Consider the following 22,232-nt stretch of genomic DNA (forward strand, 5'->3'; position numbering starts at 1 on the left):
CGTAACAAAGAGACGTGGGATTGTGGCGGCTGACGCAAAAGCATCTCTAGGCCAAATAGCCTTCATAGTATCTGAGGACTGGTTTTTCGCTTCGCATTTCTTGCCTCTCTTGCGCGCCGCACAGGATACCGGACTCCGACCCGTCGTGATTGCCCGAGAGCATGATCACCGCGGCATCATTGAAGAGGCCGGAGGGCGGTTAATCGCCCTTAACGTGGAAAGGCGGAGTTTGAATCCATTCGCCTTCCTATTTGCAGTGCTGCGACTTGCAACGATACTGAGAAGCGAGAAAATAGATCTCGTTCACTGCATAGCTTTGCGCTCGATCCTAGTTGGCGCTTTGGCTGCCAGTCTTGCCGGGGTGCGCCCTCGTTTTCTGGCTGTGACCGGCGGTGGCTTCATGTCGGCGGACAGAAGTGCATTAACGAGGATGCCTGCACGCATACTTCGTTTTTTCATTAGCAAGGTCATTACCAATTCGCGAACACATTTCGTTTTCGAGAATGTTACTGACCCACTCGATTATGGTCTGCAACCAACCGCCTCCAATGTCACTATACTTGGCGGCGCGGGCGTTGATCCCGAGTATTTTGTGCCATCTCCACTACCGCAAAGTTCCGAGTTGCGTATTGCCATGGTTAGCCGCATGCTATGGTCCAAAGGCGCGGACACCCTGGTAAACGCCGTAGAATTGGCGCGAGCCAGCGGTTGCGACGTTCGTCTTTCGCTTTATGGCGCGCCTGACCCCTCTAACCCGCGGGCTATCTCGATTGAAACATTGAAGGAATGGTCGCGCCGCGACGGCATAGAGTGGAATGGACCCATAAAAGATGTGAGACAGGTCTGGAAAATTCACCACGTCGCCTGTCTGCCTTCGCGCGGCGGCGAGGGCTTGCCGCGAACCATCCTCGAGGCGGCCGCTTGTGGACGGTGCCTTTTGGTGACTGATGTTCCCGGATGCCGCGATTTCGTTCGGAATGGACAAGAGGGATGGTTAGTTCCTGTAGGAGACGTACAGCGTCTCGCCGAGCTCATTCGTACATTATTCAGCGATAGGGAGCAGATTCGCTCTGCCGGCCAAAGGGCGCGGGAGCGGGTGCTTGCTGGATTTACCGAGGATCACATCGTACATACGGTCGGAGCCATGTACGAAGCCGCGCTTCTTTCAAGGTAATTTTCACCACGCGCGTTAGCACTCACCGCGAAGACGGTTGCTGGCGACCAGGACACTTGCTCAAAGTCGTAAGCCACCCGCAGCCATTTGACAGACTGGTTTATTTGGAGATCAGAGCAAAAATAAAGCGACAATCAGGATTATGCAGGTAAGCACCACAGCGACAACGGCCAGGGCGCTTTTCCATTCCTGTTCAACATATGGAGGATCCTCGTCCATCACGTCCATCATCTGCCTAAGCGGTAACAAGAGTATGCCCCCAAATTCGCGCGGGAGTCGAGGAAAAATTCACCTAACAGCCGGAGGGATACAGCATAGGCTGGCTAAATTTCGCCCAGCCAGGCGGAGCGTTCAAAATGTCGCTCAATCCTTCGGCTTGGAATAGTCATCCGATTCCCCCGCGCCGCTTCGTAAACATCTTCATTTAGCGCTCGTCCTCGCCCATTTTAACCAGGCGGCGCCAGGGCGATCTTCTGATAGCTAAACTAGACCCAGTATGACGGGAAGCGAATCAGGCTGCAGCAGCGAAAGACCGGAGCAAAGGTCGTCATACCCGTTGGCGCCCCTCTCAAGGCCGCGCTGGACGCCATCAGGAAAAAAAATCGGGGACGATCCTGCTGAACAGCGATGGCGAAGAATGGACGCCTGACGGCTTTCGCGCCTCCTGGGGCAACGCCAAGACCAAGATGGTATCGTGGGGTTGACGTTCAATGAACCTGCGCGGAACGCGCCGTGACCACGCTTGCCTTTGCCGGCCGCACCGGGGCGGAGATCGCGACGATCACCGGTCACAGCCTCAAAGACGTGCGCTCGATCCTCGATGCGCTTTACCTAAATCGCGATCCGCGACTCGCCGAGAATGCAATCGGGAAGCTCGAAAAGGGACGAATTCTCCCAAATGAGCACTCATCTTCTAACAGAAAGAAAGGAAAACGCTTAGAAAGCGGTTGGCTGGGAAACCTGGATTCGAACCAAGATTAACGGAGTCAGAGTCCGCTGTTCTACCATTGAACTATTTCCCAACAGCCGCCGGGCCGAAGAGTGCCCCTGCGGGGAAAGCAGGGCCTCTATAATCGAATTTGCCGCGGATGCAAACACTTTAACGCAGGAAAATGCGATTTTTTGACAGTCACCCTGGATCGCAATGATAGGTCACGAATTCGGCTGCTGCCAGCAGATTTTCCAAGCCGCACTGCCCCAATGCGCCAAAGCTGCTGCCAGACGAGGGATCTCGCCAATTTTGGGGTCACGCCTTCGATCACGTCACCAGCGCAACAGGCGCCTGCCGAGGACATATCCGACGGCGGTCACCATCGCGATCGCGATCGGGTACCAGAGCAGGACAAAGAGCGGGCTGTCGTCCGTGCAGTTGGAGGCATAGAAGGTTGCGGCGATGCCACTGGCGGCAAGGCCGGCGACGGCGCCGGCCGCACCCGGCTTTTCCGGCGCCCCTTGGCGCAGGGCGAAAAGGAAGCAGGCGAGCGGGCCGATCGACAAAAGCGGTATGAGCGTCAGGCAGAAGCGGGCGTTATGGCCGATCATCCGCGCACTCCAGCTGTCGGCCGGCATGACGGCCATTTCGACGGCTGCGGCGGCAAGCAGCAAGATGGGCGCCAAGAGCAGCGTCCAACCCCAGAGGCGCAGCGATGCATCCGGCCGCCCGATACGGAAGACGACGGCGCAGGCTGTCGCGGCAAGCGCGATGGTCACGACGAACTTGAACAGGAAACGGACGGTCTCCATCGCTGTATCGATATCAGCTCGAAAGCCGATCATGGCGAAGAAGATACCGCCGCTGATCAGGATGCCCGCGACGACCGCCAGGGTCAGGACTTTGCCGATCCGCATGCGGACCGGCGCGTCCTGCGCCAGAAGATTGATGAGGTCATCGGTTTTCACTGGTCTCACTCCGATACAAAGCCGCAAGCATCTTCAACGCGCGGTGCAGCGCCACGCGCACCGCCCCTTCCGTCATCTTCAGCCGGTCCGCCGTTTCCCGCACGCTACTTCCCTCGACGGAAATCGAGCGAACGATGGTCTTCTGCGGGTCTTTCAGCCGCTCCAGCATACGATCGACATCGAACCGGTCCGAGGCATCGGTATGCTCTTCCGCCTCCAGGAAATCGATCACATCATCGATCGGTACGCTCATATGCCGCCCGCGTCGCCTCAGGCTGTCGATCAACTTGTTGCGCACGATCGTCGACAGCCAGGGTCCGATCGGGCGGGATGAATCCCATGTGCCGCGCTTCAGATGGATGGCGAGCAGCACTTCCTGCATCACATCCTCAGCCTCGCTTACCGGCGCACCCAGCTGATCGCAGCGCCGGCGCGCCATGGCGCGCAGATGCGGCGCAACCGAGGTGAGGAAACGGTGATAGGCCTGCGCATCGCCGCCGATCGCCGCGCGCATCCAGACTGCCCATTCCTCTTCGCGCGCCGAATGATTCACCCGACATCTCCTCTACGCAGGACCGCAGGCCTTCGTTACCGGCAATGGCAACTATTTTTCAAGCCCTTTCGTGTCGTGGCGGGCTCTCCGCAAGATGCGCCTTTACCAATGTAGCGTCAGCCTCATCACCACACTTGCTTGGCAATGTTTCTGCCAAAACAGATAGCCGGCACACTATGAACGACCCCGTCTCAAAAAAATTCCGATGCGGCTGTAACATCCGCTCGAGACGCTCCGTAGACCTCGATGCAAGCCAATGACGGCTCGCATCCATCTAGGAGACAGATCCATGAAGAACAGCATCCTCACCCTGGCCATTGCTGGCTCGATCGCATCCGCACTTGCATCCGTTGCCGTGCCGGCTTCGGCCGCCGATACCAAGGAAAAATGCTATGGCGTCGCCCTCAAGGGTCAGAACGATTGCGCCGCCGGCAAGCATGATTGCGCCGGCAAGTCGACCATGAGCTATGACAAGATGTCCTTCAAGCTTGTTCCCACGGGCACCTGCACCTCGATGAAGACCCCGAAGGGCCACGGTTCGCTGACGCCAGCCTGATCCGAAGCCAGATTGATCGTCAATCATCTCTCGTAAGGAGTTTGTCATGAGCAAAATGTCCGCACTCGCCCTGGCCGCATCGGTCGCAACGGCGGTGACGCTGGTTGCCGGTGTGACGACAGCATCTGCCGCCGATGCCAAGGAAAAATGCTACGGCGTCGCCCTGAAGGGCCAGAACGATTGCGCCGCCGGCCCCGGCACCACCTGCGCCGGCACGTCGAAGGTCGACTATCAGCGCAACTCGTGGAAGTTAGTTCCCGCGGGAACCTGCGAGACGATCAAAACACCGAACGGCCACGGCACCCTGATGCAGGGTCCGGCCCCGGTCTGACCCCATCAGACAAAGCAATGCAAACGTGGGCGGCGCATCGTTTAATCCAGCGCCGCCTGCCTCCCGAATGCAAACCGCTTCGCAACTTTGCTGGAATTACTCTCATCCGGAGGCCCGCAATGAAACCATCACAACTTCCCCGCCGCGCCGGCGTCGGCTTCAAGCCAGAGCATTTTGCCGCGATCAATGGCGCCAAGCAGCCGATCGGCTTCTTCGAAGTCCATGCGGAAAACTATATGGGAGCCGGCGGTCCGCCGCATGCCCAGCTCAGCAAGCTGCGCCAGGATTATGCCTTGTCCATCCACGGCGTCGGCCTCTCCATCGGCTCGATGCAGCCTTTGGATAGCGAGCATCTCGCTCGCCTGAAGGTCGTCTGCGATCGCTACGAGCCGGAGAGCTTTTCAGAACACCTCGCCTGGTCGACCCACGACACGACCTTTCTCAACGATCTTCTGCCCCTGCCCTATACCGAAGCAACGCTGGCGCAGGTCTGCACCCATATCGATCAGGTGCAGACATTGCTCGGCCGTCAGATGCTGCTCGAGAATCCGGCTACCTACCTTCTGTTCGAAGAGAGCACGATCGAGGAAACGGAATTTCTGGCCGAGGTCGCCAGACGTACCGGCTGCGGCTTGCTGCTCGACGTCAACAATGTCTTCGTCGCCGCCACCAATCACCACATGGACGCGCGCGCCTATCTCAAGCGCTTCCCGGTGCAATGGGTGCGCGAGATCCATCTGAGCGGCCATTCGGAAACCGTCGACGATGCCGGTGCGCCGCTTTTGATCGACAGTCACGATACACCCGTGAAAGATCCCGTCTGGGCGCTCTATGAAGAGCTCATCGGCCGGATCGGTCCAGTAGCCAGCCTGGTCGAATGGGATAATGACGTGCCGGAATGGCCGGTTCTAAGGGCTGAGGCCGAAGCGGCCGATGCCATCCTCAAGCGTGCCACGGCACGCAGAGCAGCCTGAGGAGGGATCGATGTCTCTCGCCACGCAAAGCGAATTCGCCGCAGCGCTCATCGATCCCGCTCTCGCGGTGCCGGATGGATTGACGGCCTGGAACGGCCCACAGCCAGCACGACGTTTCAGCGTCTATCGCAACAATGTCGCCATCGGCCTGATCGGCGCGCTGGCCTCGCGCTTTCCGGCTGCCGAAAGAATCGTCGGCGAGGAATTCTTCGCCGCCATGACGCATGAATTCATCAGGCTGCATCCGCCGCGCTCGCCGCTGTTGCTCGCCTATGGCGATGATTTCCCCGACTTCGCCGAGAGTTTCGAACCGGCGCAGGAAATCCCCTATCTGCCCGATGTCATGCGACTGGAGGCGCTTCGGGGGCGGGCTTATCATGCGGCCGACGCCGTGCCGCTCGATGCGGCGCTCGTGGCGACCATCGAGCCGGCAGGTCTGGCGGAACTGGCTTTCGTGCCGCATCCTTCCGCTTCGGTCACACGTTCCGCCTATCCAACCGTCACCATCTGGGCGATGAACACCGGCGAGATCGAACTCGAACATATTAGCGATTGGACGGGCGAGGATGCCCTCGTCATTCGCCCGCAGATGGTCGTCGAGGTGCATCGCCTGCCGCCGGGTGGCGCAACCTTTCTGGAAGAGCTGTTTTCCGGCGCCGCTCTTGGCCGGGCTTATGAGACGGCTCTCGCTGAAGCCGCCAATTTCGATCTTTCCGCCAACCTCGCCGGCGCGTTCACGGCAGGCGCCTTCATGGCCATTCGCTGAACGCCAGGGAGAACCAAAATGCAGAATCAGACGATGACGGCGGCTCCGGCCGAACGAGAAACCGTGGCCCAAAGGCTCTATGGCGCCCTAAAGCTTCTCGACCATATCCCGCATGACCTAATCGCACTTATCGCGCGGCTGTCTATCGCCGCCATCTTCTGGCAATCCGGTCAGACTAAGGTGGATGGCTGGCACGTGACCGACAATGCCGTCTATCTCTTCCAGACGGAATACAAGCTACCGCTGGTCGACCCCTGGATCGCCGCCCATATTGCCGCTTTCAGTGAGCATTTCTTCCCATTTCTGCTCGTCATCGGATTTGCGAGCCGGCTCTCGGCGCTGGCGCTGCTTGGCATGACGCTGGTCATCGAGATCTTCGTCTATCCCGATGCCTGGCCGACGCATGGCACATGGGCAACCTGCTTTCTGGTGATCATCGCGGGCGGGCCTGGGCGTATCGCGCTCGACCACCTGATTGTCAGGCGGTTCACGCGCTGAGCCTGAGATCGGTAGACGGGAGCGCCAACACGAGCGGCGCTCCATGATGCCGCTAAATGCGCGTTTTATTCCGCGCATGTCGTCATCTGAAAACCAATGCGTGCTTCTGCGCGAGATGACTTAACGCAGGACGGGTTCTCCGTGGAAGCGGCGACGCGACGGCTTCGAGACCCCGAAGCCCACCTCCATCATCAGCCGCGGCTTTTGCGTCGGAACGGTGCCCATATGGAAACCGAAGGGATCTTCGACAAAGCCGAAGCCAGCTTTGCCAGTCAGCGTCAGCGCATTCGCCTCGCCATAATAATCGAGCACTTCGTTAGCCGGATGCCCAACAAGCAAGGTCAGCTGATGGCGGACCCGGCGGCGGCGATGACTTCCCTTGACGAAGACATGCGGGCCGGTGCCCTCATCAACATCGACGAGATTGAAGAAGAATTTCAGCATCCGCCAATCGTCGAGATCGAAGTGGTATTTGTCGAGCGAAGCGAGGCTCCGGTCGGCTTCTGAAGCCTGGGTCGGGAAGCTCCACCAGATGCGGGTGGTGATCACCTTGGCCTGACCGCCGAGATATTGGCGGGCGACGTCGATCAGCAGCGGATCGCGCTGGACCGCCATGACCGCTTCGCAATCGAGCGAGCGCTCGAAGAAGTGTCCGCTCAGAATCGGCCGCCCAAAACGAGCCTCCGCTTCCTTATGTTCGCCTGCGACGAATTCGAGCTTCCTGTCGAAATTGCCAAAGCAGGCGGTGTTGGAAACGAATTCTGCGATTTCTCGATGAATATGATCCGGCAGCATCAGGCTCGGATAAATGCCATCGGTCCGCAGAGCGTTGACGACGGCGCTGCGCTCAGTGCCGGCAAACATCGAGGTGCCGGAAACCGGAAGTCTGACGGGCTGCTTGGTGGCCAGCCAATGGATGCGCCGAAACGGCAGGGTCCTGGCTAGCAGGAACATGGGCAACCAGGCCGGATTTTCTTTGAGATCGGTCAGGTAAGTCGGTATCCTGACAGCCATACGCTTGAAACGGCCGCCCCGCCGGGCGACGGACTCCAAGTCATTTGCCGGGGAATTGTGCATAGCTATCCTTTCTGCACATCTGCAAAACCCGTGGCAACAGGCCCAACTCCCGTTGATGTAATCATTTGAAACTTCGATATTTATTCGCGATCGCGAATATCTGCTGCATCGCCGCAAATAGAGGTGGGACGATCTTGGTCAAGAGGCCGAGAAGCCAAAACCTGAGTGAAGCGGTGGAAATTCTCGCAGAAACACGTGAGGCTTTTGAAAACATTTGCGAAATCGCCCGGAACGGTTGTTTTTGAGGGCCCCGGTCTGGTCCGGCGCAGCGGATCGCAAGGAAGGCCGTCGCGTTTGCCGTTGCTTAGGATAATGGCGCTAGAAATTTGATAGGATCGATTGGAAGAGTAAAATTGCAGACGGAAGATGGCGGCATGTATCTGTCGCTATATTCCCTGTCTTCTAACAGTCATATTCCTGTTCGCATTATTGGCTAAATGAGCGAGAAAACGTCAAAGAAGGCCCCTTAGATGACAGAAACGAAGACCTTTGAGCCGGCGGAAGGCATCGTCGATTTCGACGCGGGTGAGGGCGAAAGCCCAACCGTGGTGGAGATGGACGATTATACCAAAAGCCTTGCCCAGGCGAAGGCCAAGTCCGTCAAGCTGGTCGACGCCATCACCGGCCAGGTGCTCAAGAAAAAAGATGCCGTGCATGTCGATGACCTCCGCCCGTCGCTCGCGGATTTCATGCGGCTGAAACATCCGGAGCTTCGTGCCGACGATTATATCAGCCGCAAGGTCATGGACGATTATCGCGCTCAATATATCGCCGAGCTGCTGACGGTGGAGCGCGGCGAGCTTTCCAACCTCGAGGACGAGGTCGTCGAAAGCCTGAAGACACATGACACGCTGGCGGAAAACATCGAAGAGGACTATGAGGACCACCGCTCGATCGGCGACCGCATGGCCGATGGCGTCGCGTCCTTCGGCGGCAGTTGGACCTTCATCATCTCCTTCTGTCTGTTTCTCGCCGTCTGGATGGGCATCAATCTAGCCATGGGCGAAAAGCAGGCCTTCGATGCCTATCCGTTTATCCTGCTGAACCTGGTTCTTTCGACGATTGCGGCTCTCCAGGCGCCGATCATCATGATGAGCCAGCGCCGCCAGGAAGAAAAGGACCGCCTGCGTGCCCTCAACGACTACAAGGTCAACCTAAAAGCCGAACTGGAAATCCGTCACCTGCATGAAAAGGTCGACCACCTCCTCAATCGCCAGTGGGAGCGCTTGACCGAAATCCAGCAGATCCAGATCGAGATGATGCTGGAACAGGCCAAGGCGGCGACGCGGGCGATCAAGGCCAATAAGGCAGCGAAGGTGAAGACCAGTGCGCTGAAGAGCCTCTTTACCAAGGTCAAGGATTCCGATCCGGACGATTCCGTCAACTGACATGGGCAAGCGGCTGCCAATAGCGGCGTGCCTGCATAGACACGCCTGCATAGACAGGATTGTTCCCTTGCCAATTCACTTAGCTCGCCAGGGTGCCGCTCACCGCGGCTCCCCTTGCCGGTCCTTCTGTCGATCTGCCCGCTGGCGGTTTGCGAAGAGAACCGGCACGTATAGGAGATAGAGCGAAGCACCAAGTACCCAGACCAGTCCGGGAAAGACATGCCTCGAGGCGAAGTAGATCTCGCTGATCGCCAGAGGCGCGATCATCGATGCGAGGCTGGTCAGGCTGGTCAGCACACCTTGCAAACGCCCCTGTTCGTCCGGACCCACGCGCTTGGTCATCAACGACAGCAGCGCCGGCTGGCCGACCCCGCCGAGGCAGAAGAGCGGAAACAGAAAAAAGACGAGAAATCCCCGCGTGACGAAAGCGATGGCGACATAAGCCGCGCCGTCGCAGACAATCGCGACCATCAGCGCGCAGCGTTCGCCCCAGCGCTCACTCAAGGGACCGGCGACAAAAGCCTGGGCGAGCGCATGGAACAGGCCGAAACCAGCGAGAGACAGGCCGACGGTCGCCGTATCCCAGCCGAACTTGTCCTGACCATAAAGCACCCAGACGGTGCCGCCGACCTCGCCGACAACGGCAATGAGGAGGGACATGAAGAGCAGCGGCACTAGCGCTGGAAACGCACCGATCCAGCGCAGCGCCGCCAGCGGATGAAAGGCCGCCGGATCAATCCGCTCGGGCTTCGCCGTTCTTGTCTCGGGCAGCACGACAAGCGCAACGACGAAATTCATCATCACCAGAATCGCGGCCGCGACGAAAGGAGCACGTAACGAAATCGTCCCGAGTAATCCTCCGATGACAGGCCCCAGGATGAAGCCGATGCCGAAACAGGCACTGAGAAGCCCGAAAGCGCGCGTCCGGCGCTGCTCCGGCGTGATGTCGGCGAGGCAGGCACTCGCAACCGCGGCATTCGCTGCGGTCAGGCCGGCGGTGGCACGGCCAAGGAACAGCCACCAGAAGCCTGGCGCCCATGCCATGAAGGCGTAGTCGATCATGCCACCCGCCAACGAAGCGAGTAGCACGGGTCGACGGCCGTAACGATCGCTCAGCGTCCCGAGAATCGGAGAGGCGAGGAACTGCAATGCCGCATAGAGCGACAGGAAAGCGCCGTAGCGCCAACCGAGTTCGGGCGAATGCGCCACGCTCAGCAGAAGCTCCGGCAGGATTGGCATAACAAGGCAGGTGCCGGCGGCATCGAGAACGACGACCGCCAAGATAGTCAAAAGCATCTTGTTCATAGCGAAAACTTATCATTGATAAGGAACTTTATCGCCGATAAATTATACGAGAGAGACTGTCAATCGGAGAGACGATGAAAATCGATCGAAGCCAGATCGTCGATGCGGCGCTGACCATTCTGAACGAAGTCGGCATCGACGGCCTGTCGACGCGGCTGATCGCCCAGCGCCTCGGCGTGCAGCAGCCCGCGCTCTATTGGCATTTCAAGGGCAAGCAGGCCCTTCTTGCGGCTATGAATGCCGAGATGCTGAGGCGAAATCACTCCCGAAACATGCCCCTTGCCGGAGAGACCTGGCAGGAATTCCTGCGCGCCAATGCCCGCAGCTTTCGCTCGGCCCTGCTGGCTTGGCGCGACGGCGCTCGCGTTCATGCGGGAACCGAGGTCGACGCTCCGCACCTCGATGCAATCGAAGCGCAGCTCGAATGCCTGCATGCCGCCGGTTTTGATCCCGAGAAGGCTCTGGGGCTACAGATCGCGATCAGTCGCTACGTGGTGGGGTGCGTGCTTGAGGAGCAGGCGGACGAAGCCACCTCCAGGGATGGGTCGGCAATTGATGCCGTCGCCGAAAGCCATCCGAACCTTGCCAAAGCTTTGGCGGTCTATCGCGCCAAAGGCCATGAAGCCTTGTTCGAAACCGGTCTCGACCTGCTGATCGGCGGGGCCGATGCCGGCAAATAGATACCCGCTCGCCCCGGGGCCGTTCCGGCCGAAAATGGGTCATCTCTCGGCCTGAAAGTGCAGCCGAGATCCGGCCCCATGCCCAAATACTGTCGAAACACGTAAAACAGCGGATTTCATCTGCTGGTGTCGATATGAAGGGTGCAGGCGAGACGATATGCGTGTTCGGCGGCCTTACCCGCTCTTGAATGGAGCCAACATCCAGTCAGCCGAAGCTACGTCACCTACCTTGCTACAAGTACTGAATTGTTTCAGGCATGCTTCGATGCGTGGGGGCAACGACCTGCGATCACGATCGATCGTCGCGATGTGCGAACCGGCCTTGCAGCAGTTCTTCGCAACATGCTGCTTGCCTTGAGGTCCGTTCTCGACAACGGTTCTTGCGGAAATGAGTAAGGAACGCCACCAGGTTCCTTACTGGGGGCAGCTTGCGCATCGAGAAACATGAAGCTGACATTACGCGAAGTCAACAACGATGGAATTAAGTTTTTCTCCGGCCTCTCAATCAGAAGACGCTGACGATTTAGCCAGAGAATGCCAGCGTCGCTTGCAGCCCATCATCAGCGAAGTCGTTCGAACTGCGGTTACAGCTGGATGGAGCGAGAGCGCTGTTCTTCTGGCGACGGTTGACGTTGCCTGGGCCCTCTATGAAGGATGCCGAAGCGAATCCGATAGTCATTGATAGCGGAGCAAAGTGCGCGACAGCGCTGCCGCCATCGCTGTGCCAACGGGTGCCGCGGAAGCTGTGGAAGAGAGGCTTGGCTACAAGGATGTTGATTTTTCCCATGTCTGGGAGGAATGGCAGGCCCTTCGCCGGCAGTTCGATCAATCTAAGCCGTGACGAGCCAAAGCGTACGATTTCGCCCCAGCCATCAATTGGAACACCAATCCCGATTTTGGCACGCGCCCATATCTACCGGCGATTCATCGGGATGATCCGTCTCAATTATCGTGACGGCAATGCCACCGGCACGATCATGACGCCGAAGACGGCGACATGATCGACCTCCCGAGGCGGCTGAGTAACGCCAGCTGTTGCAGGCCGCAGCGCCTCTCAGCTGCGGCCGAGCTTTCTGTGAACTTTGGTTCACATTTGGTTTGCCTTTCTTTGGTGCGTGAATTATAGTTCACAGATGATCGAAGTCCGCCAAACCACCGTTTTTTCAGAATGGCTCAAGGCTCTCCGAGACAGAAATGCCGCTTCGCGCATTGCCGTCAGAATCCGGCGTCTTGAGCTCGGCAATCCCGGCGATATCAAAGCAGTGGGTGATGGTGTGAGTGAGATGCGGATCGATTACGGACCAGGATATCGCTTGTATTTGACTTATACGGGCCGCACCTTGGTCATTCTTTTATGTGGCGGCGACAAGTCCTCGCAGACGCGCGATATTGCCCAGGCGAAGAAAATGGCGAAGGAGATCTGACATGGTGCTAGAAACGACCCGCTTTGATGTTCTGGATTACCTGAAAACGCCGGAGGAACGCTTCGCTTATATCGAAGCTGCTTTCGAGGATGGCGACCCCTCGCTGATTGCTCATGCGCTTGGCGATGTTGCTCGTTCCATCGGCATGAGTGCTGTTGCCAAGGAAGCAGGTGTAACGCGGGAAGCGCTCTATAAAGCCCTGAGTGAGCACGGTGATCCGAAGCTTTCGACGCTGATCGGTGTCGCCAGAGCGCTCGGCGTGAAACTCTCCGTGTCGCCCACCTCGTCGGACGAGCCCTCGAAGGCGGCTTGATTACGAGGTGGCGTGAAGGTTTCCTTCGTTGCTGTCTTATAAGGCTGAAGCCGCAGCCTATGCCGAGACTTGGGCCATCGGCGCCGCTTGGCTCCCCTCCCTCATCCGCCCTGCCGTTTCCACGGCGGACGAAGGCAAGGGTGGTTTGCTGGCTGCCGAGGCAGATCAGGACAGCGACTACCATGCAAGGAACATGATCAATGTCTCCGAGGCAGCTGAGTAATCAGCCGTCGACAGTCGCAGCGTCTCTCCGCTGCGGCCGCTTGCTTTCTTCGTATCTTGCCCGTTGTTCAGCCCGTGGAGCGCGGTCTCCTGATCGTTGCTGGGCGGATCTTCTTCCAATCCAAACCAGCCAGAAGTGCCATGAGCTGAGCATGGTCGAGGCGGATACGCGCCGCCGTCGTTGCCGGCCAGCAAAAGCCATTCTCCTCGAGAATTTTCGAATAAAGGCAGACCCCGCTGCCATCCCACCAAACGATCCGGACACGGTCCGCCCGTTTCGACCGGAAGACATAAAGCGCGCCGTTGAACGGGTCGAGGCCACCATCCCTGACCAGAGCCATCAATGATGCCGCACCTTTGCGGAAGTCGACAGGCTGGCACGACACATAAACAATGACAATCTCAACCGTAGAACCGGCGACCGCCTCGACCTGTGCAAACCGAACCTGTGTATCAACTGACTTCGAGAGAGGAGCAATCGATCCCGAGGCGATTGCTTTGCGACGCCAATCGTAAAGCTGAGAGGATCCAGACCCGCTCCACGGGCAATCGCCGATACATTCGCCCCCGGCTCCAGAGTTGCGGCAACCAAACGGGCCTTCTCATCATCCGGCCAGTCTCTCGGCTTGCGGCGCGTCGCGATTGGTGTCGCCGTCAAAACCTCGAAGGCTCGGGTCTGATTCACAGTATCACTCATAGGGCTCTCCGCATGACTCATGCAGAAAATGAGCGTTCTGTCCCTCCAGCGCTACGTGGGATGGCCTACCCGCTTACGAACAATTGGTAATTGGCGCCACATCACTCAGGAAAGCTGGACACGTTGCGCCGAGATTCTGTCTACAGCCGCAGCTTATTGGGCTGGAGTTCGCCGTTCCCGATCACACGACCCTGAGCCGTCGGACGAGATTGAAAATCCGCCAAGTGTAGCAGGACAGGGTCACGTCATATATGTCGCATTAGGATCAAGCTTTTCGAACGCGCCATTTCCGAGTGGCTGGGAGCCAGCCCTATCATTCGCCGAAAATCGCATCTCAAATGATAAGCGACGTATACTTGTACATAAAACGGATTTCAGAATCTTACCTTCAGATCGGCCCGCAATCCATGCTCTCGCGCGTTGCGAGCGAGTGAGCCGGAATATGAGAGCCCCAGCATCGCGCCGTTAGTAAGATTGAGATCAAGACCGGTCTCGATGACGGCCACGTTCTCAGCAATAGGCACGCCAGCTACCGTATATGGATTGCCCCCCGCAAATGCGAGTGACGCGGTCGGCACTTTGTCGCCAAAGGCGTGACGCCAACCAACCATGGCGCGTGCCGTAGCTTCGGCATCCCCGAGCGCAAATCGGGTGTTCGCCCTCAGGCCTAGCGTCGAATAGGTGACGTCCTCTCCGCCGCGTGATCCGTTTAGAGCCGCATCTCCGCCCTTCTCCGTAAAGTTGTTGCTATTGTAATTTACATGAGCGAGACCAGCAAACGGCTCCAACGAGAGCGCCTCCCCTTCGAGCCGATATCCAGCCTCGCCGAAAATCTGTGCGGTGGCTGCGTGATAGCTACCTCTTTCCGTTTCAGAAAAGCCCGGAAAAGCGACAGACCGGGTCGTAACGACATTGTGCCAGGAATAAGCGGTTCCGAAATGCAAACCCAAGCGGCCAATCTCGGACCCGCCGTAGGCACCGATATGGTATGTGTCGACGGCAGAGTTTGAGGCACGGCTTGCGAGATCATTGGAGGCATGGTCATAGCCGGTGACAAAGCCGAAGCGCCAATCATCGTTAACGCTCGCGTCAGCGCCGAGCAGAAACCCACCAATCGAACGATCGAACGATTCTGCATTGCCATTACCGTCCCATCGCCCCCAGGAGCCGAAGCCACGCGCCCAGGCGGTAATGGCAGTTCCTCTCACCGGCGCCGTGTCCGGCCCGGATGGCCGCGCACCTGCCATGTCGATGTCCAAAAAGGCAGCGCGCGATCGATCAATCGCCGCCTCGCGAATGAAGCGGCTGTCCTCCAATATCGCCCCCTGGAGCGAGGCATGAATCTCACCTGATAACGCGTCCAGTGCCCGCTGTGCGTCGCTCGCGTCGGGAATCGCCGCCAAGGCCTGATTGACCAAATTGCCTTGCCCGCTGCTCTCTAACCCATTGGCCGCCACGCACTGATTGGATGTGCGGGCGACATCACAGTACCTGACCGCGTTGCGCGTGACGTCGACAAAAACCTTATCAGGATCGTAGGAGAGCGACAAATTCACGAAAGGCATATTTTGCGTCAGCTGCTCAAAGGTGCCCGTCACCCCATCATCAGCCGAGAGGATGACCCAACGACTGCCCGGAGTGAAAGTGCCGGCGGACTTCACCACATCAACCGTGCCACCATGAATAGTTGCCGCACCCGTCGCTCCGATCAAGTCCCCGGCCAAGCTCGGGGTGATGTCCACAGCATAGGTCGAGCCTTCATCAAATGTGATATCGCCATTGACATGGAGGGTTCCCGGCGAATGACCGGGAGAGATGGTGCCGCCTTGAGCGATAGTCGTAGTTCCGACCGTGCCGGTGCCGCCAAGTTTACCGCCGGAAGCGATGTTGAGCGTTCCGCCGAGTTTACCATCGACGAAGAGCGTGCCGGCCGAGATCGTTGTTGTACCGGTAAAGGCGCTCGAGTCGGCCGAAAGGTTGATGCTGCCAGAGCCAAGCTGCCGTATGTTGCCGCCGCCACTGATCCTACCGGCAAAGACAAGATCGTCGGAACGGTCGAAGGCGAGCGTTGCATTGTCAACGACGTCGCCCACAATTGAGCCTGATGTGCCGCCAACGCCGAGCTTCAAGGTTCCGTCGCTGATTACCGTATTGCCGGCATAGCTGTTGGTTCCCGTCAGCGTGAGCGTGCCGGCCCCCGCTTTAACAAGTTCCCCCACACCGGTGATAACTCCGTCCACCCGAAGATCCGCATCCGTCTGAAGCGTGCCGCCGCCGGTATCCAAGCTAATTGACCGCAAGGTTACAATTTGGGATGTACTTCTAAGGCTGCCGCCATCGAGGGTTAGTCCACCGGCTTCGGTGCCAAGATTAGAGTCCGAAGAAATCAGGAGTGTTCCGTCTCTGATCGTCGTGCCGCCGGCATAGGTGTTGGCGCCCGTCAGCGTCAGCGTGCCGCTGCCGGTCTTGACGAGCGCGCCACCGCCGCTGATGACACCGCTCGCGGTAAGGTCGGAGTCGGTTTGAAGCGTGCCGCCACCGCCATTGAGCGTCATGTTGCGGGCGGTGCCAAACGCTGCGGTTGTTTGAAGCACGCCTGCGTCAAACGTGAGCTCGCCCGCCGTCAGCCCCAGATTGGCATCGGAGGAAACTCGCACGGCGCCGCCCAGAATGCTCGTTCCGCCGGCATAGGTGTTTACTCCTGATAAGATGAGTGTCCCGGCATCCGTCTTCACCAACCCGCCGCTTCCAGAAATTTGGGCGTTTATAGTCGCCACCACGCCCGGGTCGGTCCTGATCGTGGTCGCCGCGTCGCTGGCGGTCAGGGTATCTCCGTCGATCACATAGCCATCGCTCATGAACTGAATGCCCTTGAAACCAACGGCACCAGCGGAATTGTCAACGGTGACAGTACCGGCGGTACCCCCAAATACGGCGAAATCCTGCCGCCAGATGCCATTGATCGCGCCATTCGCATCGGTCCAATTGCGGCTGGAGGCGTCCCACCTTCCGCTTCCGCCGGTTATGGTGCCGTCATCGTGGCGAGCGACATCGCCACCGTCCCAAAAGCCGAGTGTGGCGCCGACGCTGGAGATGAGATTTATCTGACCTGCAATATTGGTTTGGACATAGAGGTCGCTCGAACTGACGCCGCTGGGTAGAGCGCCCAGGGCCAGGCCGTTATCCGTCAGTCCCCCGCCATAGTTCATCAACCGATAGACACCAGCGCTGAAGCCGCCGACGTCGATGACGTTCAACGTGCCGTCCAGAGTAAGGTTGCCAGTGACCTCGATCAGATCGTTGACACCGCCGCCGATTACGCCCGGGCGACCGAGCTGATAATTGAGAATGGAACCGCCATTAAATGAAAGCGAACCCACCGTCAGGGTGCCGGGGCTCGATCCCGGCGCGATTATGCCGCCATCCGCCACGGTGACGGATCCGGCGATCGAGCCGGAACCGCCGAGTGTGGCACCGCTAGCCACGGTCACAGCGGTATTGGCAAGGGAGCCTTCGACGCTAAGCATGCCATCCGCGACGGTCGTCGCGCCGATATAGGTGCTAGAGCCCGACAATGTCAGTTTGCCGCCACCCGTTTTCGTGAGCGCCCCGGAACCGCTGATGACGCCGCTCAGTTCGAGATCGGCATCGGTCTGAAGCGTTCCATTGTTGTCCAGGACAATATCGCGTGCGGTGGTAAAGGAACTTGTCGCCTGCAGCGTGCCCATGTCGAATGTCAAGGCACCCGAAAGCGCGCCGAGGTTGTTGTCAGACGAGACTGACAGGGTCCCACCGCTGATCGTCGTGCCGCCCAGATAGGTGTTCAACCCAGTAAGGGTCAAGTTTCCTCCGCCAGTTTTAAGCACGCCACCGGCTCCCGAAATGATGCTGGAATCGACAAGATCAGTCCTGCTGGTGTCGAAGCCGATCGTCGAGGCCGTTCCTTGCAGGCTGATCCCGTTACTCAGCGAGAGCCCTGCGGACTGAGGCGAGATAACCGCAGCCGCGCCCGGCGCAATAACGATATCGCCAATCAGATTTGAGCCGCTAACCAGGCGGAGGGTGTTCCCAGTACCGTTGAACTGTATGGCCGCGGCGCGGGTGAGGCCATCGCTGTTGAGGCCGCCCGCGATCGTGCCAGCATTTAAGACGAAGCTGTTTCCCCAACCGATCACGCCCGCGCCCGCGGCTGCGCCATTTCCCGCACCGCCGGTGATCGTGCCAATATTCTGAAGAATACTGCGGCGCCCGCCGAGATTGACACCCGCTCCGCTTGCCCCCGCGTTACCGGTGCCGCCCAGAGAACCCGTACCCGGACTGCCTCCTATTCCGCCTGTAATGGAGCCGATATTGGTAACAATCGTATCATCCCCAAAGACGAGCAAGCCGTCGCCGCCACCGCCGCCGCCAGCGCCAAAGCCGCCGTCGCCGCCGTTTCCTCCGTTCCCTCCGAAGATGGTGCCTTCATTGGAAACGGTGCCCCCCACAACAGCTGAGATGATTCCAGCGCCGCCACCGCCGCCGCCGCCGCCATTGCCCACCGCGGTGCTTGCCGTGCCGCCGCGACCACCCAGACCGCCAGACAAAGTGACGCCGCTGGTAATGAAGAGGTCTGTGCCGGAAAAGATACCTGCTCCCCCGCCACCGCCCCCGCTTGCAAAGTTAAAGCCATCCGGGCCGGCTGTCCCACCACCGCCCACCAGATCGGCGGCAACCACAATGGAAGTACCGGAGACAAATGAGCCTCCGGTTGCGCCGCCCTGCCCTCCGGAAACATCCCCGGCAGCACCATCTCCACCCGCACCGTTCGTGCTTGCGTTGCCGGAAATAATATCGGTGACGCCCGTGCTCGCGTTGAAAACACTTGCGTCACCACCGTCACCATTGCCAGCGCCGCCATTTCCCGTGCGATTTGGTATCCCAGCGCCACCTTCGGCGCTGCAAGGAGCCGTCGCGGCCGGGCCGCATGCGGCCCACGCCGATGTAAGATAACCATCCGTCAGAGTAAAAAAGGCCGCCATCGCCAAAGCCGATGCGCTCATCAGTGGTGTCGGCCAAGCTCGAGCGGTTAGGAAAAGAAAGCAACGCCGTCGCTCAACGAAAGGCACAGCAAATTTTTTCGTTTCCATCCCATCCCCAACACGTCTTCGCAGACTGGCTGCCCCACGCCCCCATGTCAGCACCGTGCTTGCGCTTTCTCGTCAAACGCGGAACTGCCTTTCGATTCTCTCTATCATGAGGAGCATTTTACAGCCAGAGAACAACATGAAAATTGCGCAACATGCATCTTCGGCGCGCATTTAGCGACTATGTTACGGCACCCAGCCGCTCGCGGTTGAGCAATTGCTACTCCAAACATCCGTTATTGAGGCCGGACTTCACACGATAGGTAATTGGAAAAGTAAGCGGCCATCGCCATGTTCAAAGGCCATATTTTTGAACGACCCTGGCAGGGGCCGCTAAACGCCGCCGAAGCGCGCCGGTACCAGCGATATGAGGTTGCGCGACGCCGACGACATAGAGCAGGAGCGGCGTCGCCAGGATCGAGCCTCCGCCACCGAGCAGGCCAAACATGAAGCCAACGATCCCACCGGAGCCAACGGCCGGCAAAATGGAGAAGCTCATGTCCTTCTGCTCCAAACCCGGTCGTGGAATGTCATGCCGATCAGCATGGCAACCACGAATAGCACCGTCTGCGGGATACCAATCGACAGGGAGGCGACGGCAGGGCCGGGACAGAAGCCGCCAATCCCCCAGCCGAGGCCGAACAAAGCCGAACCGACGACGAGCGGCGAGTCAATCTTCCGGTTCCCAGGTACCTGGAAGCTGTCGTCGAACGCGGGATGTCTTAACCGCTTCATGACCTGCACGCCGATGAAGGCGACGATGACTGCGCCGCCGAGGACGAAGGCAAGACTTGGATCCCAGTTACCGAAGACGTCGAGAAAACCCTGGACGCGTATGGGATTCAGCATGCCGGAAAGCGACAGGCCGAAGCCGAAGGCTATGCCTGACAAGAGCGCGACGAGGAACTGGTAGATGTTTCTGTTCATAGTCCGAGCCCTCGAAGAACCGTGACCGCGATCATGCCGGTTGACAGGAAGGTGGCGACGGCCACCATCGATCGCGGCGACAAGCGCGCAAGCCCGACCACACCGTGGCCACTGGTGCATCCGGATCCCATGCGCGAGCCGAAGCCAACGAGTAGGCCGGCGACGATAGTCAGCGGCAAGTTCGCGGTAATCTCGACAGTTGGCCACCCGCCGAATGCCAGTAGGTAGGTCAACGGGCCAAGCAGCAGCCCGAGCACGAAGGCGAGATTGCTAGCCAGCCCGACGCCTTGGGCCAGACGCCCGATCATGCCGCTGATCCCCGCGATCCGGCCGTTCAGAAGAAGGAGCATGGCGGCTGAAGCGCCGATCAGCATGCCTCCAGCCAGAGATTGAAAACTGGTGCTCATGTCTCTTCTTTCACGCAGAAGATGTTATGGAGGGCGCAGACCAGTCGCGCGGCCTTCTCCTCGGTCAGGCGGTAGAATATCTGCTTTCCCTCCCGCCGTGTTTCGACAATTCCCGAGCTGCGCAGTACGGTCAGATGCTGGGAAAGATGCGGCTGGTGGATGTCGAGTTTTTCCTCGAGCTCGCTGACGGAGAACTCTCCCTCAACGAGCGAGCAGACAATCATCAGACGCGCCTGGTGCGACAAGGTCTTTAGGAGATCGGCGACCTCTCCGGCCCGGCCGGCCATCTCCACGGGGGAGAGCCCCGCCTTCATCACCGCCTTCGATTCGGTCCTCATTCCCATGCGGCTCCCTGCAACGCATCGAGGGGAAATTTGAGGTAGCGCTTGCCATTAGCCTCCGGCTTTGGAAGGCGCCCGCCGCGGATGTTAACCTGCAAGGCATGCAGGATGAGCTTCGGCATGGGCAGCGTCCTGTCCCGCTTGGTCCGGAGCGCCACGAACTGCTCTTCCGTCATACCGGCAAGATGCCGGTTGGTCTTCTTCTGTTCGGCCACCGTGCTTTCCCAGCGCGGGGCACGACCGTACGGCTGGTAGTCGTGTCCGGTAAAGATGCGTGTTTCTTCCGGAAGGGCGAGAATGCCCTGAATTGATTTCCAAAGGACGCGGGCATCGCCTCCAGGGAAGTCCGCGCGCGCCGTGCCGCTGTCCGGCATGAACAGCGTGTCGTGAACAAACGCCGCATCGCCGATTACATAGGTGATTGAGGCAAGTGTATGGCCTGGCGAGAACAGAACCTTCCCATCGATGGAGCCTATCTTGAAGATCTCTGCGTGGGCGAACAGCCGGTCCCATTGCGAACCGTCGGTGGCAAGGTCCGGCCAATTGTAGATGCCCTTCCACAACTTCTGAACATCGACGACGCGTTCACCGATCGCCGTCCGGGCGCCGGTCTTCTCCTTAAGATAATGGGCTGCGGAGAAATGGTCGGCATGCGGATGAGTGTCGAGGATCCACTCGACGGTTAGACCGCTGTCGTGGACATAGCTGAGGATCGCATCAGCATTGATGGTTGCGGTAGCTCCGGACTTCTCATCGAAATCGAGCACTGGATCGATGATGGCGCACTTGGACGTCTCGGGATCGGACACGACATACTGCACACTCCAGGTGCGCTTGTCGAAGAAACCCTTCACCTGCGGCCGACGCGCGGCGTTCTGCTCGAGCCAGGCGGCAGCGGCACTGGTGTCGAAGCCGCTGGCGCGTCCAAACTCGGCGACGTCTTCCGCGCCCATTCGCCCGTCGAGGACCTCGCCGATCAGATAGAGGCTGAGTGACCTCGTGCCCGACTTGCAGTGCGCCAAGACCGGGCCTTCGGAGGCGTCGAGCGCCTTCTGGAATGCACGCACGTCGGCTTCGGTGATCGTAGCGAGGGTGATCGGGATGTACGCGTAGGACAGGCCGCATTGCTCGGCCTCCCGGCTTTCGACGTCCGTGCCGGGCTGGGCGGCGTCCTCGGCGTCCGGGCGGTTGTTGATCAGCGTCGTGAATCCCCGGCCACGCAGTGATCTGATATCATCGACGCTCGGCTGCGGCGAGACCGATAACCTCTCAGAAACCTTGATGACAGACATGACTGGCTCCGTAGTTCATTACAATATACATTATAATATATTATATAATATAAGAGTCTCAAGCCTCTTGAGGAGCTTTATTGTCGCGGCAGACTACAGAGCGAAGAGGCGGCACGCAGACCTAGAAAAATGGCTTGCTGAGGCGCCTCTCCACAGCCGGCCGGCCGAAGCGGGCATCGCCGAAATGATGGCGGGCCTCTACCGCCACCCGCTTGATCCTATAACCGAGGCGCGGCTATTCGAATGGCACCGAATGATCATGATGGCGCCTGGATATCGCGG

24 protein-coding genes and 1 tRNA gene are annotated in these 22,232 nt (G+C 59.1%); 13 read left to right on the top strand and 12 right to left on the bottom strand.

The genetic code is table 11. The features are described from left to right. Nucleotides 1–22 precede the first annotated feature (22 nt). The gene (locus ACYJRZ_RS23240) at nt 23–1,174 is read left to right on the top strand and encodes a glycosyltransferase family 4 protein (RefSeq protein WP_459462943.1); all 1,152 of its coding nucleotides are present in this window, start codon (nt 23–25) and stop codon (nt 1,172–1,174) included. Nucleotides 1,175–1,906: 732 nt separating this feature from the next. Next, on the top strand, nt 1,907–2,155 hold the full coding sequence (locus ACYJRZ_RS23245) for a hypothetical protein (protein WP_459462945.1): 249 nt from the start codon (nt 1,907–1,909) through the stop codon (nt 2,153–2,155). On the opposite strand, the gene ACYJRZ_RS23250 is transcribed toward ACYJRZ_RS23245, so the two are convergent. From ACYJRZ_RS23250 to ACYJRZ_RS23260, 3 genes are all read right to left on the bottom strand, one after another. Beyond that, nucleotides 2,123–2,196: transfer RNA gene (locus ACYJRZ_RS23250), tRNA-Gln, on the bottom strand. The genes ACYJRZ_RS23245 and ACYJRZ_RS23250 overlap by 33 nt on opposite strands. A gap of 241 nt (nt 2,197–2,437) precedes the next feature. Beyond that, nucleotides 2,438–3,073 (bottom strand): NrsF family protein, encoded by a 636-nt coding sequence (locus ACYJRZ_RS23255; protein WP_459462947.1) that lies wholly within the window; start codon nt 3,071–3,073, stop codon nt 2,438–2,440. Further along, nucleotides 3,060–3,626, bottom strand: coding sequence for a sigma-70 family RNA polymerase sigma factor (locus ACYJRZ_RS23260; protein WP_459462949.1), 567 nt, complete (start codon nt 3,624–3,626; stop codon nt 3,060–3,062). The genes ACYJRZ_RS23255 and ACYJRZ_RS23260 overlap by 14 nt, the downstream gene beginning before the upstream one ends. A 289-nt stretch (nt 3,627–3,915) precedes the next feature. On the opposite strand from ACYJRZ_RS23260, the gene ACYJRZ_RS23265 reads away from it, so the two are divergent. The 5 genes from ACYJRZ_RS23265 (at nt 3,916) to ACYJRZ_RS23285 (ending at nt 6,751) form a co-directional block, all read left to right on the top strand. Continuing rightward, nucleotides 3,916–4,182 carry a BufA1 family periplasmic bufferin-type metallophore gene (locus ACYJRZ_RS23265; protein ID WP_092718462.1) on the top strand — a complete coding sequence of 89 codons (267 nt, stop codon included), beginning with the start codon at nt 3,916–3,918 and terminating at the stop codon, nt 4,180–4,182. 46 nt (nt 4,183–4,228) lie between these two features. Further along, nucleotides 4,229–4,513, top strand: coding sequence for a BufA1 family periplasmic bufferin-type metallophore (locus ACYJRZ_RS23270; RefSeq protein ID WP_095433328.1), 285 nt, complete (start codon nt 4,229–4,231; stop codon nt 4,511–4,513). Nucleotides 4,514–4,632: 119 nt separating this feature from the next. Further along, complete coding sequence (gene bufB, locus ACYJRZ_RS23275) at nt 4,633–5,487, top strand: MNIO family bufferin maturase (RefSeq protein ID WP_459462952.1); 855 nt, start codon at nt 4,633–4,635, stop codon at nt 5,485–5,487. Nucleotides 5,488–5,497: 10 nt separating this feature from the next. Beyond that, complete coding sequence (locus ACYJRZ_RS23280) at nt 5,498–6,253, top strand: HvfC/BufC N-terminal domain-containing protein (protein ID WP_459462954.1); 756 nt, start codon at nt 5,498–5,500, stop codon at nt 6,251–6,253. An 18-nt stretch (nt 6,254–6,271) separates the two neighbouring features. Further along, complete coding sequence (locus ACYJRZ_RS23285) at nt 6,272–6,751, top strand: DoxX family protein (protein ID WP_459462956.1); 480 nt, start codon at nt 6,272–6,274, stop codon at nt 6,749–6,751. Between the two features lie 120 nt (nt 6,752–6,871). Here ACYJRZ_RS23285 and ACYJRZ_RS23290 read toward each other — a convergent pair whose 3' ends face one another. Beyond that, nucleotides 6,872–7,828, bottom strand: coding sequence for a phytanoyl-CoA dioxygenase family protein (locus tag ACYJRZ_RS23290; protein ID WP_459462958.1), 957 nt, complete (start codon nt 7,826–7,828; stop codon nt 6,872–6,874). Between the two features lie 470 nt (nt 7,829–8,298). Here ACYJRZ_RS23290 and ACYJRZ_RS23295 point away from each other — a divergent pair, with 470 nt between their 5' ends. Continuing rightward, complete coding sequence (locus ACYJRZ_RS23295) at nt 8,299–9,216, top strand: DUF1003 domain-containing protein (protein ID WP_113367129.1); 918 nt, start codon at nt 8,299–8,301, stop codon at nt 9,214–9,216. 99 nt (nt 9,217–9,315) lie between these two features. Here ACYJRZ_RS23295 and ACYJRZ_RS23300 read toward each other — a convergent pair whose 3' ends face one another. After that, nucleotides 9,316–10,521, bottom strand: a complete 1,206-nt coding sequence (locus ACYJRZ_RS23300) for a TCR/Tet family MFS transporter (RefSeq protein ID WP_459462960.1) — start codon at nt 10,519–10,521, stop codon at nt 9,316–9,318. Between the two features lie 74 nt (nt 10,522–10,595). Between ACYJRZ_RS23300 and ACYJRZ_RS23305 the strand changes: the two genes are divergently transcribed. From ACYJRZ_RS23305 to ACYJRZ_RS23325, 5 genes are all read left to right on the top strand, one after another. Next, nucleotides 10,596–11,201 (top strand): TetR/AcrR family transcriptional regulator C-terminal domain-containing protein, encoded by a 606-nt coding sequence (locus ACYJRZ_RS23305; protein ID WP_152095670.1) that lies wholly within the window; start codon nt 10,596–10,598, stop codon nt 11,199–11,201. Between the two features lie 785 nt (nt 11,202–11,986). Beyond that, nucleotides 11,987–12,202 carry a hypothetical protein gene (locus ACYJRZ_RS23310; protein WP_459462962.1) on the top strand — a complete coding sequence of 72 codons (216 nt, stop codon included), beginning with the start codon at nt 11,987–11,989 and terminating at the stop codon, nt 12,200–12,202. A 132-nt stretch (nt 12,203–12,334) separates the two neighbouring features. Further along, complete coding sequence (locus tag ACYJRZ_RS23315; RefSeq protein ID WP_112420575.1) at nt 12,335–12,625, top strand: type II toxin-antitoxin system RelE/ParE family toxin; 291 nt, start codon at nt 12,335–12,337, stop codon at nt 12,623–12,625. A 1-nt stretch (nt 12,626) separates the two neighbouring features. After that, nucleotides 12,627–12,938: an addiction module antidote protein gene (locus ACYJRZ_RS23320; protein WP_113367134.1), complete on the top strand. Its 312-nt coding sequence runs from the start codon at nt 12,627–12,629 to the stop codon at nt 12,936–12,938. A 28-nt stretch (nt 12,939–12,966) separates the two neighbouring features. Beyond that, complete coding sequence (locus ACYJRZ_RS23325) at nt 12,967–13,161, top strand: hypothetical protein (RefSeq protein WP_459462965.1); 195 nt, start codon at nt 12,967–12,969, stop codon at nt 13,159–13,161. Between the two features lie 67 nt (nt 13,162–13,228). On the opposite strand, the gene tnpB is transcribed toward ACYJRZ_RS23325, so the two are convergent. The 7 genes from tnpB to blh form a co-directional block, all read right to left on the bottom strand. Further along, nucleotides 13,229–13,501: an IS66 family insertion sequence element accessory protein TnpB gene (gene tnpB, locus ACYJRZ_RS23330; protein ID WP_459462967.1), complete on the bottom strand. Its 273-nt coding sequence runs from the start codon at nt 13,499–13,501 to the stop codon at nt 13,229–13,231. 730 nt (nt 13,502–14,231) lie between these two features. Then, the gene (locus ACYJRZ_RS23335; RefSeq protein WP_459462970.1) at nt 14,232–18,899 is read right to left on the bottom strand and encodes an autotransporter domain-containing protein; all 4,668 of its coding nucleotides are present in this window, start codon (nt 18,897–18,899) and stop codon (nt 14,232–14,234) included. 379 nt (nt 18,900–19,278) lie between these two features. Further along, nucleotides 19,279–19,482 (bottom strand): hypothetical protein, encoded by a 204-nt coding sequence (locus tag ACYJRZ_RS23340; protein ID WP_459463013.1) that lies wholly within the window; start codon nt 19,480–19,482, stop codon nt 19,279–19,281. Continuing rightward, entirely contained in the window at nt 19,479–19,910 is a 432-nt protein-coding gene (locus ACYJRZ_RS23345) for a DUF6691 family protein (protein WP_459462972.1), read from the bottom strand. The genes ACYJRZ_RS23340 and ACYJRZ_RS23345 overlap by 4 nt, the downstream gene beginning before the upstream one ends. Beyond that, nucleotides 19,907–20,317 (bottom strand): YeeE/YedE family protein, encoded by a 411-nt coding sequence (locus ACYJRZ_RS23350; protein WP_459462974.1) that lies wholly within the window; start codon nt 20,315–20,317, stop codon nt 19,907–19,909. Before ACYJRZ_RS23350 ends, ACYJRZ_RS23345 begins: the two co-directional genes overlap by 4 nt. After that, nucleotides 20,314–20,661 carry a sulfite-sensing transcriptional repressor BigR gene (bigR, locus tag ACYJRZ_RS23355; RefSeq protein ID WP_459462976.1) on the bottom strand — a complete coding sequence of 116 codons (348 nt, stop codon included), beginning with the start codon at nt 20,659–20,661 and terminating at the stop codon, nt 20,314–20,316. The genes ACYJRZ_RS23350 and bigR overlap by 4 nt, the downstream gene beginning before the upstream one ends. Further along, the gene (blh, locus tag ACYJRZ_RS23360) at nt 20,652–21,950 is read right to left on the bottom strand and encodes a bifunctional sulfur transferase/dioxygenase Blh (protein ID WP_459462978.1); all 1,299 of its coding nucleotides are present in this window, start codon (nt 21,948–21,950) and stop codon (nt 20,652–20,654) included. The genes bigR and blh overlap by 10 nt, the downstream gene beginning before the upstream one ends. Nucleotides 21,951–22,232 lie beyond the last annotated feature (282 nt).

The sequence above is a fragment of the Rhizobium sp. No.120 genome, assembly GCF_054558365.1.